Annotated in this window: 14 protein-coding genes; 12 read left to right on the forward strand and 2 right to left on the reverse strand. The window is 60.4% G+C overall.

Translation table 11 applies throughout. The features are described 5' to 3' along the window. Nucleotides 1–35 precede the first annotated feature (35 nt). The 7 genes from proW to IF189_RS12490 all read left to right on the forward strand — a co-directional run bounded on the left by proW (nucleotide 36) and on the right by IF189_RS12490 (nucleotide 8,541). Nucleotides 36–989, forward strand: coding sequence for a glycine betaine/L-proline ABC transporter permease ProW (gene proW / locus IF189_RS12460; RefSeq protein ID WP_192553415.1), 954 nt, complete (start codon nucleotides 36–38; stop codon nucleotides 987–989). A gap of 42 nt (nucleotides 990–1,031) precedes the next feature. Further along, nucleotides 1,032–2,054: a glycine betaine/L-proline ABC transporter substrate-binding protein ProX gene (gene proX / locus IF189_RS12465; protein ID WP_192553416.1), complete on the forward strand. Its 1,023-nt coding sequence runs from the start codon at nucleotides 1,032–1,034 to the stop codon at nucleotides 2,052–2,054. Nucleotides 2,055–2,218: 164 nt separating this feature from the next. Next, nucleotides 2,219–3,535: an NAD(P)/FAD-dependent oxidoreductase gene (locus IF189_RS12470; RefSeq protein WP_192553417.1), complete on the forward strand. Its 1,317-nt coding sequence runs from the start codon at nucleotides 2,219–2,221 to the stop codon at nucleotides 3,533–3,535. Nucleotides 3,536–3,598: 63 nt separating this feature from the next. Continuing rightward, complete coding sequence (locus tag IF189_RS12475) at nucleotides 3,599–4,927, forward strand: MFS transporter (RefSeq protein WP_134826606.1); 1,329 nt, start codon at nucleotides 3,599–3,601, stop codon at nucleotides 4,925–4,927. Between the two features lie 66 nt (nucleotides 4,928–4,993). Then, the gene (locus IF189_RS12480) at nucleotides 4,994–5,896 is read left to right on the forward strand and encodes a dihydrodipicolinate synthase family protein (RefSeq protein ID WP_192553418.1); all 903 of its coding nucleotides are present in this window, start codon (nucleotides 4,994–4,996) and stop codon (nucleotides 5,894–5,896) included. A gap of 1 nt (nucleotide 5,897) precedes the next feature. Continuing rightward, complete coding sequence (locus IF189_RS12485) at nucleotides 5,898–7,388, forward strand: aldehyde dehydrogenase (RefSeq protein WP_192553419.1); 1,491 nt, start codon at nucleotides 5,898–5,900, stop codon at nucleotides 7,386–7,388. A gap of 127 nt (nucleotides 7,389–7,515) precedes the next feature. Then, nucleotides 7,516–8,541 (forward strand): GlxA family transcriptional regulator, encoded by a 1,026-nt coding sequence (locus tag IF189_RS12490; protein WP_119429088.1) that lies wholly within the window; start codon nucleotides 7,516–7,518, stop codon nucleotides 8,539–8,541. 22 nt (nucleotides 8,542–8,563) lie between these two features. Here IF189_RS12490 and IF189_RS12495 read toward each other — a convergent pair whose 3' ends face one another. Next, the gene (locus IF189_RS12495; RefSeq protein ID WP_192553420.1) at nucleotides 8,564–9,625 is read right to left on the reverse strand and encodes an alpha/beta fold hydrolase; all 1,062 of its coding nucleotides are present in this window, start codon (nucleotides 9,623–9,625) and stop codon (nucleotides 8,564–8,566) included. A gap of 219 nt (nucleotides 9,626–9,844) precedes the next feature. Next, nucleotides 9,845–10,039 (reverse strand): PLDc N-terminal domain-containing protein, encoded by a 195-nt coding sequence (locus tag IF189_RS12500; protein ID WP_119429086.1) that lies wholly within the window; start codon nucleotides 10,037–10,039, stop codon nucleotides 9,845–9,847. Nucleotides 10,040–10,198: 159 nt separating this feature from the next. Between IF189_RS12500 and IF189_RS12505 the strand changes: the two genes are divergently transcribed. The 5 genes from IF189_RS12505 (at nucleotide 10,199) to IF189_RS12525 (ending at nucleotide 13,667) form a co-directional block, all read left to right on the forward strand. Continuing rightward, the gene (locus IF189_RS12505; protein WP_192553421.1) at nucleotides 10,199–11,035 is read left to right on the forward strand and encodes an AraC family transcriptional regulator; all 837 of its coding nucleotides are present in this window, start codon (nucleotides 10,199–10,201) and stop codon (nucleotides 11,033–11,035) included. 167 nt (nucleotides 11,036–11,202) lie between these two features. Then, nucleotides 11,203–11,733 carry a hypothetical protein gene (locus IF189_RS12510; protein ID WP_134826611.1) on the forward strand — a complete coding sequence of 177 codons (531 nt, stop codon included), beginning with the start codon at nucleotides 11,203–11,205 and terminating at the stop codon, nucleotides 11,731–11,733. A gap of 113 nt (nucleotides 11,734–11,846) precedes the next feature. Next, a complete protein-coding gene (locus IF189_RS12515; RefSeq protein WP_134826612.1) occupies nucleotides 11,847–12,164 on the forward strand; it encodes a hypothetical protein in 318 nt (105 codons plus the stop codon). A 105-nt stretch (nucleotides 12,165–12,269) separates the two neighbouring features. Next, nucleotides 12,270–12,866, forward strand: a complete 597-nt coding sequence (locus tag IF189_RS12520; RefSeq protein ID WP_192553422.1) for a LysE family translocator — start codon at nucleotides 12,270–12,272, stop codon at nucleotides 12,864–12,866. A gap of 105 nt (nucleotides 12,867–12,971) precedes the next feature. Further along, nucleotides 12,972–13,667: a tRNA (adenine(22)-N(1))-methyltransferase gene (locus tag IF189_RS12525; protein WP_192553423.1), complete on the forward strand. Its 696-nt coding sequence runs from the start codon at nucleotides 12,972–12,974 to the stop codon at nucleotides 13,665–13,667. The last annotated feature ends 16 nt before the right edge of the window (nucleotides 13,668–13,683 follow it).

Here is a 13,683-nt window from a genome sequence, read left to right on the forward strand (position 1 = left end):
AATGGTCACGCAGTCCGCAAGTGCGAGGTAGTGTCATGTCCGACTTTAACTTTCTGGATCCCTTCCAGAGTTTGAATATTCCTCTGGGATCGTGGGTTGAAACCGCCCTTAAATATCTGGTGCATAACTTCCGGGATGTCTTCCGCTCGATTCGCTGGCCGGTCGATCAGGTGCTCGACGGCGTCCAGTGGGGGCTGCTTTCGCTGCCGCCGACGGTGTTCATCATCATTGCCGGGCTGGTCAGCTGGCAGATCGGCGGCAAACGCATCGCGATCTTCAGTGTGGCGACCCTGACCGGGCTCGGGCTGATCGGCGTGTGGAACGACGCGATGGTCACCCTGGCGCTGGTGCTGACCTCGCTGTTGTTCTGCGCGGTGATCGGCATTCCGCTGGGCATCCTCTGTGCCCGCAGCGACCGCACGGAAATGATCATCCGCCCGGTGCTGGACGCCATGCAGACCCTGCCGGCGTTCGTGTACCTGGTGCCGGTGGTGATGCTGTTCGGCATCGGCAATGTGCCCGGTGTGATCGTCACGATCATCTTCTCCGTCGCGCCGCTGGTGCGTCTGACCAACCTCGGCATCCGTCAGGTGCCGGCGGACAAGGTCGAGGCGGCGCGGGCTTTTGGCTGCACACCGATGCAGATGCTGATGAAGGTTCAACTGCCGCTGGCCGCCCCGACCATGATGGCCGGCTTGAACCAGACGCTGATGTTGTCGCTGTCGATGGTGGTGGTCGCTTCGATGATTTCGGTCGGCGGGCTGGGGCTGATGGTGCTCAGCGGCATCGGTCGCCTCGACATGGGCCTGGCCAGCGTCGGCGGAGCAGGGCTGGTGTTGCTGGCGGTGTTCCTCGATCGCCTGACCCAGGCCATGGGTGAACGCAGCAGCGATCTGGCCACCGGACAGCGCTGGTATGAGAGCGGGCCGGTCGGCCTGGTCATGAAGTTGAAGAAAAAGAAGAACGTTGCTCGTGCGGTCATTAACTGAACCTTTCTGCTCACCGATTAAAACTCCAAAGCGTGGTGAAACATGAAACTGGCAAATCTCAAGAAAAGCGTCGTGGCGGGTGTGGTTGCTTGCGTATTGGGCACGGTGCTGTGTTCGGCGGCCTATGCGGCCGATGCCAACAAGCCCGGCGCCGGTGTGTCGATCACGCCGATTTTCCCGACCATCGCCGAAGAGCGCTTTCGCGGCGAAGTGGTGATCGCCGGGCTCAAGGAGCTGGGCTACGACGTCAAACAGCCGAAGGAAACCGACTACCCGGCGATGTTCCTCGCGCTGTCCTACGGCGATGCGGATTTCACCGTGCATGAGTGGGAGCACCTGCACGAAGCGTTTTATGAAAAGGCCGGCGGCGATGACGTGATGGTCAAGGTCGGGCAGATCATGAAGGGCGTGCTGCAGGGTTACCTGATCGACAAGAAAACCGCAGACGCCTATCACATCAAGGATCTGTCGGACCTGAAGAAACCGGAGATCGCCAAGCTGTTCGACAGCAACGGCGACGGCAAGGCCGATCTGACCGGTTGCAACCCGGGCTGGGGCTGCGAAGTGATGGTCGAACACCACATGAAGGCTTACGGTCTGGAACCGACCGTCGTCGACAATCGCGGCTCGTATTTCGCCTTGATGGCCGACACCATCGCCCGCTACCAGCAAGGCAAACCGGTGCTGTTCTTCACCTGGGTACCGCAGTGGATTTCCAGCGTGCTGGTCGAAGGGCGCGACGTGGTCTGGCTGCCGGTGCCTTACACCGATCTGCCTGACGGCAAGGAAAGCAAGGACACCTTCTACGAAGGCAAGAACCTCGGTTTCCCGGTGGACACGATCAATGCCGTCATGAACAAGGAGTTCGCCGAGAAGAACCCGGTGGCCCGCAAGTTCCTCTCCGAAGTCAGCATCAGCACCGCCGACGAAAGTGCGCAGAACCTGAAGATGCAGAACGGCGAAAAGTCCCTGGCCGACATCAAGCGCCACGCTGCCGAGTGGATCAAGGCCCACCAGCAAAGTTACGACGGCTGGCTGAGCGATGCGCGGGCGGCGGCCAAGTAAGCGGTTGTTCGTTAGTTCGAGTGGCGGTTATTCCGTGGCGTAAAGCCGTCATTCAAACGCATTCATTTACGCAACTTTGATGGCTGTTTTCATTCAACGCGATTCCGCGCGTTCGCTTCGTGTCGGGTTCGATTTGTCATTTCAACAATAAACGGTTCAACACTATGAAAGTCAGTTCGCTGCCCGCCGATGATGACAGCTGTGGCTGGTTCCACCTGAGCCGGCCGCGCAGCCCCGAGCCTGGCCATCGCGGCCACCGTTCGGCGCGTTGGGTGGTCGTCGGCGCCGGCTTCACCGGGCTGGCGGCGGCACGCCAGCTCGCGCTGAACTTCCCCGACGATGAAGTGGTGCTGATCGAGGCGCAGGAGGTGGGATTGGGGCCGTCCGGTCGCAATGCCGGTTTCGCGATAGATCTGCCCCACGACATCGGGGCCGAGGACTATATCGGTGATATCGACCTGGCCAGGATCAGTCTGAAGCTGAACCTGGAAGGCCAGTCGATCCTGCGCAATCTGGTCGATCAGTTCGGTATCGATTGCCAGATGAAAGCCTGCGGCAAGTATCAGGCCGCCGTGGAAGAACGCGGGATCGCGGTGCTGGAAGCTTATCGCCGGGGGCTCGACAAGCTCGGTCAGCCGTATCAGATGATCGAGGCCGAAGAACTGCCCGAGCATCTGGGCACCCGTTTCTATCGCAAGGCGTTGTTCACCCCCGGTGCGGTGCTGGTTCAGCCGTCGGCGCTGGTGAAGGGCCTGGCGGACAGTCTGCCGGCGAATGTCACCCTGTACGAACGCACGCCGATTCTGGAAGTGGAATACGGCGCCAAAACCTTGCTCAAGCACGCTCACGGCAGCATCACCGCCGACAAACTGATCCTCGCCAACAACTCGTTCGGCATGCGCTTCGGTTTTCTGCAGGGCCGCATGTTGCCGATCTACACCTACGCCAGCATCACCCGCTCGTTGACCGATGAAGAGCAGGCGCGTCTGGGCGGCAAACCGTTCTGGGGCGCGATTCCCGCCGATCCGTTCGGCACCACGGTGCGGCGCACCCCCGACAACCGATTGCTGATCCGCAACAGTTTCAGCTTCAACCCCGATGGCCGCAGCAACAGCAAATACAACGAGCGCTTCGTGCACCGGCACCGCGCTTCGTTCGATCAGCGCTTCCCGATGCTGCCGGGGGTGCAGTTCGAATACACCTGGGGCGGGGCGCTGGCCATGTCGAGGAACCACAACGGCTTCTTCGGCGAACTGGCGCCGAACGTTTACGGCGCGCTCGGCTGCAATGGCTTGGGTGTCACCCGTGGCACGGTCACCGGCAAGTTGTTGGCCGACTGGCTGGCCGGGCAGCGCGACGGCTTGATCGATTTCCTGTTGCAGGCCCCGGGGCCGACGGGCAACCCACCCGAACCGTTTCTGTCGCTGGGCGTGAACATGAACCTGAAGTGGGGGCAATACCGCGCCGGCCGCGAAAGTTGAACGCTCATCGCCCGACCTGCGCGATGAGCTGAAGTAACGATGCACTGAATACAAGGACAAGAAATGAACAACGTTGCTGTATCAATCGAGGACGTACCGCTCAATGGTTTTCATCGTCTGTTGACGATCCGTTCGGCCGGTGGCTCCTTTGTCGACGGGTATGTTCTGAGCATCATCGGCGTGGCGCTGGTGCACATGTCCAGGTCTCTGGCGCTGGACGATTTCTGGGAAGGCATGATCGCCGCCTCGGCGCTGATCGGCATTTTCTTCGGCGGTTTTCTCGGCGGCTGGCTGACCGATGTGTTGGGGCGCAAGCGTCTGCTGTTTGTCGGGCCGACCCTGTTCATCGTGGCGTCGCTGGCGCAACTGTGGGTCGATTCGGCGTTGGCGCTGTTTGTGCTGCGGCTGCTGCTGGGAGTGGCGGTCGGCATCGAGTACCCGGTGGCAACCTCGCTGCTGGTCGAGTTCATGCCGCGCAAGTATCGCGGCCCGCGTCTGGCGACGCTGACCATCATGTGGTTCGCCGGGGCGGCGATGGCGTATGTGGTGGGCGAGCTGATGTTCAAGCTGTGGGGCTCCGATGCCTGGCGGCTGGTGCTGGCCAGCGCGGCGGTCATCGGCGCGATGCTGTTTCTGGTGCGCATCGGCACACCCGAATCGCCGCGCTGGCTGTTGAGCAAGGGCCGCGCCGCAGAAGCCGAGGCGATCATCAAACAGGTCTACGGCAACGACTTCTCCCTGGCCAATCTTCCCGAGCACCGGGTGGGCGAGAAGCTGACGATCTTCAACCTGCTTCACTCCGGCTACGGCAAACGCATGCTGTTTGTCGTGGTGTTCTGGACCTGCTCGGTGGTGCCGCTGTTCGCCGTGTATGCCTTTGCGCCGAAGGTGCTGGCCGCGCTGAACCTGCAGGGCGACTGGTCCTCCCTGGGCTCGGTGACGATTACCTTGTTCTTTGTCATCGGCTGCGTGATTTCGACCCGGATCATCAACCGTGTCGGCCGACGCAATCTGCTGATCTACAGCTTTCTCTGCTCCGGCCTTGCGCTGCTGGGGCTGGCGGTCGGACACGCCGGGCCCAATGCGCTGGTGCTCGCGTTCTTTGCCGTTTACGCCTTGTTCATCGGCGGCGCCCAGGTGCTGACGCTGGTGTACCCCAATGAACTGTTTCCCACGGAAATCCGCGCCTTCGCGGTCGGCGTCGGCACCTCACTGTCGCGTATCGGCGCGGCGGCGGGGACCTATCTGGTGCCGGTTTCCCTGAGCACGCTGGGCATCGCCCAGACCATGTACATCGCGGCGGCCGTCACCCTGGTCGGCCTGGTGCTGTCGTGGGTGCTCGCACCGGAAACCCGCTCGCTCAACCTGCAACAGGCAGCCTCGCTGAATTGAACCTTGCCCGGGCCGTAGCGGCGTCGGGCCAACGAATCGAACACTGTAATCACTGGAGAAAACCCTATGAACTTTGACGGCATCTTTACCCCTGCCATTACGCCTTTGTCCGCCAATGGCCAGATCGATTACTCGGCCTTCGACGAGGTGCTCGAGTATCTGATCGAGTCGCGGGTTCACGGCATCGTCATCGGTGGTTCGACCGGCGAGTACTACGCCCACACCACCGCTGAGAGGCTGAAAGTGGCCGAGCGCGCCAGGGAGGTGATCAATGGCCGCATTCCGCTGGTGATCGGCACGGGCGGGATTCGCACCGAAGATGCGGTGGCCTTCGCCGAGCATGCCAAGTCGATTGAAGCCGACGCGATTCTGGTGGGCTCGCCGCCGTATGCCTTGCCGACGCAAAAGGAGATCGCCGCCCACGTGCTGGCCGTGGACAAGGCCGCCGGCCTGCCGATCATGCTCTACAACTACCCGGCGCGGATGGGCGTAGCGATGGGCCCTGAATTCTTCGAGGCGATTGCCGGCTGCAAGAACATCGTCGCGATCAAGGAAAGCTCCGGCGACACCGCCCAGTTGCATCGTCTGGCGCATTCGCATCCTTCGATCCAGCTGTCCTGCGGCTGGGACGACATGGCCCTGGAGTTCTTCGCCTGGGGTGCGCGCAGCTGGGTCTGTGCCGGTTCGAACTTCATTCCGGCCGAGCACATCGCGCTGTACGAAGCCTGCGTTCTGGAGAAGAACTTCGACAAGGGCCGGCGGATCATGTCGGCGCTGTTACCGCTGATGGATGTGCTGGAGAGCGGCAAGTTCGTTCAGTCGATCAAGCACGGCAGCGACCTGGTCGGCCTGCGTGCCGGCGGCGTGCGCAAGCCGATGCAGCCGCTGGAAGCGTCCGAGAAGGAAGTGCTGGAAAGCGTGATCAAAACCCTGAAGCAGAATGTGGCGCGCATCGTCGCGGAGGTTTGAAATGGCCGATCTTCTGAGTCAAGCGCAATACCGCGAACTGGCGGCGAAGCTTGAATTTCGCAATCAGGCGTTCATCAACGGCGAGTTTCGCAGCGCGCTGTCCGGCAAGACGTTCACCACGACCAACCCGGCGACTGAAGCGGTGTTGACCGAAATCGCAGCGTGCGGTGCACAGGACGTGGACGTCGCTGTCGCCGCCGCCAAGGCTGCGTTCGAGGACGGGCGCTGGCAAGGGCTGGCGCCGTCGGCGCGTAAATCGGTGTTGCTGCGGTTCGCTCAATTGCTGGAAGACCATGCCCATGAACTGGCGGTGCTGGAAAGCCTGGACAGCGGCAAACCGATCCGCGAATGCCAGAACATCGACGTGCCTGAGACGATCCATACCCTGCGCTGGCACGCCGAACTGATCGACAAGATCTACGACTCGACCGCACCGACCGGTAACGGCGCGGTGACCATGGTGGTGCGCGAGCCGATCGGCGTGGTCGGCCTGGTGTTGCCGTGGAATTTCCCGCTGCTGATGCTCGCATGGAAGATCGGCCCGTCGCTGGCCGCTGGTTGCTCGATTGTGGTCAAACCGGCCAAGGAAACCACCCTGAGCACCCTGCGCGTGGCCGAACTGGCGCATCAGGCCGGGATTCCGGCCGGTGTGTTCAACGTGGTGCCCGGCGGTGGCAAGGAGGCGGGCGAACCGCTGGGCCGTCATCCGGACGTCGCGATGGTCAGCTTCACCGGGTCCACCGACACCGGGCGGTTGTTCCTCAAGTACTCCAGTGAGTCCAACCTGAAACGCATCGTGCTGGAATGCGGCGGCAAGAACCCGGCGGTGGTGATGAACGACGTCGAAGACGTCGATCTGGTCGCCCAACACGTGGTCAACGGCGCGTTCTGGAACATGGGGGAAAACTGCTCGGCTTCGTCGCGGCTGATCGTGCACACCGACATCAAGGACCAATTGCTCCAGCGCGTGCAGGTGCATTTGGCCGACTGGAAAATGGGCGATCCACTGGACCCGGAAAACCGTCTGGGCTCGATGATCAGCAAGGCGCATTTCGAGAAGGTCCGTTCGTACCTCGACCATGCCCGGGAGGAAAACCTGTCGATGCTGGCGGGGGGCAACACGGCCGACAACATTTTCGTCGAGCCGACCATCGTCGATGGCGTCAGCCGTGACAGTCGTCTGTTCCAGGAAGAAATCTTCGGCCCGGTGCTGAGCGTGACCACGTTCACTTCGGTTGACGAAGCGATCAGCCTGGCCAACGACACGGCTTATGGTCTGGCGGCCTCGGCCTACACCGGCAGCCTGCGCCATGCGCTGAAACTCTCGCGGGGGATCCGCGCCGGTATCGTCACCGTGAACTGCTTCGGCGAGGGCGATGCTTCGACGCCTTTCGGCGGCTACAAGGAATCGGGTTTCGGTGGGCGTGACAAGTCGATCTGGGCCCATGACCAGTACACCGAGCTGAAAACCATCTGGATCGACGCGTCCTGATTCATCGCGGTTTTTTGCAGGTCACTTTCGCCCCGACCGGCACGTTTGTACCGGTCGGGGCGAATTGCATTCATTCCCGAGTATTTTGCCGCCCCGGCGGTTAGCATGGCGGCATAACAAGTAACTGATGGACCGCATCTTGATCGAACGACGTCAATTCAGCGGTGGCATGAAGGGCAAGAACCTTCGCTACCTGAACGAGCCTTCCTCCGGGGCGGGGCGCATGACCCGCACGGGGTTCGTGCTGCTGGAGCATTTTTCCCTGCCAGCCTTTACCCAGGCACTGGACACCCTTGTCACTGCCAATCTGCTGCGCCCCGGTCTGTTCTCTACACGCACCTTCGGCTTGAGCGACGGCGAAGTGATCAGCGATCTGGGGCTGGTGATCCGCCCGGATTCACGGCTTGAGGCGAGCGTGTTGCAGGAACTGGACTTGCTGGTGATCTGCGGCGGTTACCGCACGGAATTGAAGGCCAGCGACGAGTTCATCGGCCTGCTGAAAATGGCCGCCGAGGCTGGCGTGCTGTTGGCCGGATTGTGGAACGGTTCATGGTTTCTGGGGCGGGCAGGGGTGCTGGAAGGGTATCGCTGTGCGATTCACCCGGAGCATCGGCCGGCGCTGGCGGAAATCTCCAAGGCCACCCAGGTCAGCAGCGAGCCTTACGTGATTGATCGCGACCGGTTGACGGCGTCGAGTCCTTCCGGGGCATTCCACATGGCGCTGGACTGGATCAAGGGGCTGCACGACAAGGCGCTGGTCGAGGGCATCGAAGACATTCTGGCGTTCGAGGAGTCGCGCTACCGGCGGATCAAACCCACCGAAAACATCAGTGTCAGCGCGCCGTTGCGCGAAGTGGTGAAGCTGATGGACGCCAACCTCGAAGAGCCGCTGGAACTGGAACAACTGGCGGTGTACGCCGGGCGTTCCCGGCGTCAGCTGGAGCGGCTGTTCAAGGAACAACTGGGCACCACACCGCAGCGTTATTACATGGAACTGCGCATCACCGAGGCCCGGCGTCTGCTGCAACACACCGAGCTGTCCCAGGTGGATGTGCTGGTGGCTTGCGGATTCGTCTCGCCGAGCCATTTCAGCAAGTGCTACAGCGCCTATTTCGGTTATCGGCCGTCCAAGGAAAAACGGCTCGTCAAATGACGAGCCGTTTTCAGGTACATCTTCAGAGGTGATCGGCGTCGATGATCGCCTTGGCGAAGGTTTGCGGACTTTCCTGTGGCAGGTTGTGGCCGATGCCGCCGTTGATCAGACGGAACTCGTACTTGCCGGTGAAGCGTTTGGCGTAATCCTCGGGTGCCGGGTGTGGCGCGCCGTTGGCATCGCCTTCCAGGGTGATGGTCGGGACGCTGATCGACGGTGCGGTGGCGAGTTTCTGCTCCAGCGCCTCGTACTGACTTTCACCCTGCACCAGGCCCAGGCGCCAGCGGTAGTTGAACACGGTGATGGCGACGTGATCGGGGTTTTCCAGGGCCTTGGCGCTGCGGTCAAACGTGGCGTCGTCCAGCGCCCATTTCGGTGAGGCCGTCTGCCAGATCAGCTTGGCGAAATCATGGGTGTTCTTGGCGTAACCGGCGGCACCACGGTCGGTGGCGAAGTAGAACTGATACCACCATTGCAGCTCGGCCTTGGGCGGCAGCGGGTTCTTGCCGGCGGCCTGATTGCCGATCAGGTAACCGCTGACCGACACCAGGGCTTTCACTCGCTCCGGCCACAGCGCCGAGACGATGTCCGCCGAACGCGCGCCCCAATCGTAGCCGCCGAGCACGGCAGTTTTGATCTTCAGCGCATCCATGAAATCAATCACGTCACTGGCGAGCGCCGCTGGCTGACCGTTGCGTACGGTCTTATCGGAAAGGAAATGCGTATCGCCATAACCCCGGGCGTACGGCATCAGCACGCGATAACCCTTGGCCGCCAGAATCGGTGCGACTTCATCGTAGCTGTGAATGTCGTAGGGCCAGCCGTGCAGCAGAATCACCGCCGGGCCATCGGCCGGGCCGGTTTCGGCGTAGGCCACGTCCAGCACACCGGCCTTCACATGTTTCAACGGGCCGAAGGGCAGGTCGGCCTTCACGCTGGCGGCTACGGTCTTGACCGGTTCGGGCGCCGCCGACTGAGCGTTGGCGAACGTGCCGAATTGCATCAGGGCGGTGGCGAGGATCGACAGGCCCAGCAGGCGACGACGGATGTTGCCGGTAGCGGTGGTGTGCAGTGCATGCTTCATGGTCAGGCTCCTTTGCAATCGACGGGGACGGGGTTCTGGGTGAACCCTTCTGAACTGGAGCCCAGTAAAACCTGCAGGTGTATCCGTGCTGTTTCGGTTTTGCTCCCGAGTTAAGGGCGTGTGTATCCGCAGGCATTGCGTACACAGTGCGATACAAATCCGCCGTCCATTAAAAAGCCCCGAATGATCGGGGCCTGTTGTGTCGCGCTTTTGGCAGATTCAGGCCTGGGTTACGTGCTTCGGTCCGGCCAGGGCCCAGGCGATCAGTCCCAGTAACGGTACAAACACGATCAGTACGATCCAGACGCCCTTGTTGCTCGATTTTCCTTCGCTCTTGCGTACCCGGTTGATTGCCCACAGTTCCACGAGCAAAAGAATGATGGCCAGCACGATCCACGTGGTTTCGATTTGCATGAGCTACCTCCTGATGGTCATTCGGTTAGGCGGGCGGTGAAACCGAGGGTTCATTTAATTTGCGCCAGGCCTGCGCCGGTCAACCTGCACAAATCTTCTAAACGCATCGACGTGAAGCGCGGTAACGTAGCGGCTGAACCCATTTTCCGGAGCCTTTGCGTGGATAAACGCAACTGGATCGACCTGTCCCAGGATGCCGAAACCGGCATCGAGTCGATCCGTGCCCATTTCCAGGGCCATGCTTACGATCCGCACTGGCATGACAGTTTTCTGGTGGGCGTCACCGAGCAAGGGGTTCAGCAGTTCGATTGTCGACGGGTGCGGCATTTCAGTACGCCGGGCAAGATCTTCATGCTGGAGCCGGGGGAGATCCACGACGGGCATGCGCCCACCGAGGAAGGCTTTACCTACTCCATGCTCTATCTCGATCCGCACTGGCTGGAGCGAGAGTTGCTGGCGCTGTTCGAGCAGGCGCCGGACAACAGTCAGCTCGGATTCGCCGACACCCTGAGCCAGGACCCGCGTCTGGCCACTTCCATCAATCAAGCCTTTCAGGCCCTGCATCACGGCGACCTGCGCATCGTCCGGCAGAGTGCTGTCGACCACTTGCTGGGGGCTTTGACGTCCCACCTCGACTGGCGCAAGCGTCAGGCGTTCGATCCACGCTTGCCGCGCGTGGCGCAGGTGGCGCGGGACTACCTGCATGCCCATGCCTTCGAAGACATCGGGCTGGATGATCTGGCCCGGGCCTGCGGGGTTGACCGCTTTCGGCTGACCCGGGCCTTCAAGTCGGCCTTCGGGCTGGCGCCACACGGTTACTTGATCCAGTTGCGACTGGCTCGGGCCCGGCAATTGCTGGCACGAGGCGAAACGCCTGCCGATGTTGCCAGTGCGCTGGGGTTTGCCGATCAAAGTCACTTAGGTCGCTGGTTTCGCCGCGCCTATCACCTCACGCCGGCGGACTACCGCAAGCGTTGCTCAAACCTTCCAGACTGAACCCCGTGTAACGTCGGAATTCCTAATGGAGACGTGGGCGATATGTGGGATGCTATGAAGGAAGCTCGCTTGCCTGGTGACGGACATCAGGGGAGTTCCATGGATAAAACGCCCCGAACCCATTCAACGTTGTATGAAGTTCATGGGGGGGCAGTGAGGTTGTTGCAGTGAGTCAGTTGATCAGTGAAATCAGAACGAAGTGGGAATTCGATGATGGTCTGCTCTTTGAGAGTTTTTGCCGCTGGGACGGGACCTCTACCAGCTTCGAAGATACAAAAAAAAATATGCTATATGCACTAGAACACCCAGTCGTACGTTTTGAGCAATACCTAGTTCTTGAACATGGCGTTGAAGTACGCCTTCCAATCAGTGAGACACCCTATTTTCTTGAAGATAGAACAGGGGTTTTGGTGGTTTTCAATGAAGAGCCTTCAAAATTTAGCACGCCTGAGTTTCCCTGGTTTTTTAACTATCCTGATAATGCGGCCATCTACAATGCTGATGGCTCTTTGCGTTTTCAACTGCGCTCTCATGGTATCGGAAGCTATATAGGGGCAGTGCACCACACAACGACGCCCGAGAACCCAAATGCGTTAGGTGTTTTAGTGGGTTCATTGGGGCATGATCCGGAATGGGTATATCTGGTTGACCCTGATAATCCGAAATTGATATCTACGGGGAAGTGGGTTCGATATTAGTTGTGAGGACGTTTGAGAATTATCTGATCTTCCTTGGCATCTAGCGGAGGTGGCGCAAGACGCAAGGTTCAAGGCTGGAGTACTCCGGCATCATGTTTGCAAAGGGTGCATTAATGGCTGCTTACGATTTGTACGGTGTCAAAAATTTGAGTGTTTCAGCCGCCAGGTTGAAAGTTGAGGAAAGTCTCAAACTTTCCCTTGAAAGACGCGAAAGCACCTATCACGGCGGTGAATATTATTTCTTTGGAAATAAAGAGTCAGAGCACCTCACGCTGAAAAACAATATTGACCCTTTCGACGGCGAGGCAGTGGAAGAGGAGTTTTCCGAATATCCGGTTTTGTTATATGTAGACAGCATCGAGCGTGCGGAAGAGATCGCAGAGAGGTTGGCGAAGGAGTTTTTCCTGCTCATACGTGAGCTGCTGGATTAGGTTCTATTTCGCGCCGAAGACTCCCTCAATTACTGCTCAAACCTTCCAGACTGAACGTCTCGCAACCGCGACCATGGACTCCTGTTCTGATCCGGAGTCCATCCCATGGAATCGTTGTTGCCCTTTCTGCTGTTTTCCTTCGTCGCCTCGATCACCCCGGGGCCGACCAATATTCTGGTGATGAGTCACAGTTCACGGCGCGGGATGGTGGCTACGCTGCCGATCATCTTCGGCGCCTGCGTGTCGGCGGCACTGGTGGTGCTGGTGGTCGGGCTCGGTGTTGGCGAAACGCTGCTGCGTTATCCCCGTGTGCAGCAGGCGATGGCCTGGGCCGGGGTGCTGTGGCTGAGCTGGCTGGCGTGGCAGATCTTCCGCAGTACGCCGCCGTCCCTTGACCCGGCAACGGCGGGTGAAGAGGGAATTGGTGTTTATGGCGCCGCCGGCCTGCAACTGATCAATCCCAAGGTGTGGATGATGGCGGTGGCGGTGGTGAGCGTGTTTGGCGGAAATGGCGATGAACAGATGCGAATGCTGTTGCTGGCCTTTGTGTTTCTGCTGGTCTGCCTGCCGTGCATGACGGCGTGGGCGGTGCTGGGTGTGGGCAGCGCGCGGTTCTTTGGATCGCCACGGGCATTCAGGCGCATGAATGCAGGGCTGGCGTTTTTGTTGTTGCTGTCGGCGTGGTTGACGGTGTTGGTGTGATCGTCGCGCTTGGTCATTTAAATTTGAAATACACGACGTTGCCCTCCAGAATCGCGCCCCGATCCGGCCAGTGGTGCCGGACGCTCGACGTAAAAGGGGTTGCGGTTGAACGAACAGACATTGTCCATGCGCCTGGAGCGTGTCGCTGCGCACGTACCCGCTGGTGCGCGCCTGGCCGATATCGGCTCGGATCACGGCTACCTGCCGGTGGCGTTGATGCGCCGTGGTGCAATCGAGGCTGCGGTGGCGGGGGAGATGGCGTTGACGCCGTTTCGTTCAGCCGAGCGCACTGTGCGTGAGAACGATCTGGGTGAGCAGATCACCGTGCGCCTTGCCAATGGCTTGATGGCTGTCGAACCGACCGACGGGATCAATGCGATTACGATGTGTGGCATGGGCGGTGAGACCATCCGCGACATTCTCGAAGCCGGCAAGGCACGTCTCAGCGGCCGCGAACGCCTGATCCTGCAACCCAACGGCGGCGAGCAACCGCTGCGCCAATGGCTGATGGACAACGACTACCGGATCCATTGCGAAGAAGTCCTGCGGGAAAATCGCTTCGACTACGAAATCATCGTAGCCGAGCGTGGTGAGCCGGTGATTTACTCCGCCGAAGAACTGTACTTCGGGCCGCTGCAATTGCAGGAACGCAGCCCGGCGTTTGTCAGCAAATGGCGGCACCGGTTGCGGCACAAGCAGCAGACTCTGACGCACTTCGGTCGCGCGCGACATGCGGTGCCCGAAGAGAAGGTGCAGGACCTGACCCGGCAGGTGCGGTGGATCACCGAAGTGCTCGCTTGAACCCGACTCAGGGCTG

The sequence above is a fragment of the Pseudomonas sp. IzPS59 genome (assembly GCF_014863505.1).
In the GTDB taxonomy this organism is placed as follows: Bacteria; Pseudomonadota; Gammaproteobacteria; order Pseudomonadales; family Pseudomonadaceae; genus Aquipseudomonas; species Aquipseudomonas kribbensis.

What these genes read in the sequence shown, in the direction of transcription:
- proW (WP_192553415.1), top strand. Translation starts at nt 36, where the DNA reads ATGTCCGACTTTAACTTTCTGGATCCCTTCCAGAGTTTGAATATTCCT.
- proX (WP_192553416.1), top strand. Translation starts at nt 1,032, where the DNA reads ATGAAACTGGCAAATCTCAAGAAAAGCGTCGTGGCGGGTGTGGTTGCT.
- IF189_RS12470 (WP_192553417.1), top strand. Translation starts at nt 2,219, where the DNA reads ATGAAAGTCAGTTCGCTGCCCGCCGATGATGACAGCTGTGGCTGGTTC.
- IF189_RS12475 (WP_134826606.1), top strand. Translation starts at nt 3,599, where the DNA reads ATGAACAACGTTGCTGTATCAATCGAGGACGTACCGCTCAATGGTTTT.
- IF189_RS12480 (WP_192553418.1), top strand. Translation starts at nt 4,994, where the DNA reads ATGAACTTTGACGGCATCTTTACCCCTGCCATTACGCCTTTGTCCGCC.
- IF189_RS12485 (WP_192553419.1), top strand. Translation starts at nt 5,898, where the DNA reads ATGGCCGATCTTCTGAGTCAAGCGCAATACCGCGAACTGGCGGCGAAG.
- IF189_RS12490 (WP_119429088.1), top strand. Translation starts at nt 7,516, where the DNA reads ATGGACCGCATCTTGATCGAACGACGTCAATTCAGCGGTGGCATGAAG.
- IF189_RS12495 (WP_192553420.1), bottom strand. Translation starts at nt 9,625, where the DNA reads ATGAAGCATGCACTGCACACCACCGCTACCGGCAACATCCGTCGTCGC.
- IF189_RS12500 (WP_119429086.1), bottom strand. Translation starts at nt 10,039, where the DNA reads ATGCAAATCGAAACCACGTGGATCGTGCTGGCCATCATTCTTTTGCTC.
- IF189_RS12515 (WP_134826612.1), top strand. Translation starts at nt 11,847, where the DNA reads ATGGCTGCTTACGATTTGTACGGTGTCAAAAATTTGAGTGTTTCAGCC.
- IF189_RS12520 (WP_192553422.1), top strand. Translation starts at nt 12,270, where the DNA reads ATGGAATCGTTGTTGCCCTTTCTGCTGTTTTCCTTCGTCGCCTCGATC.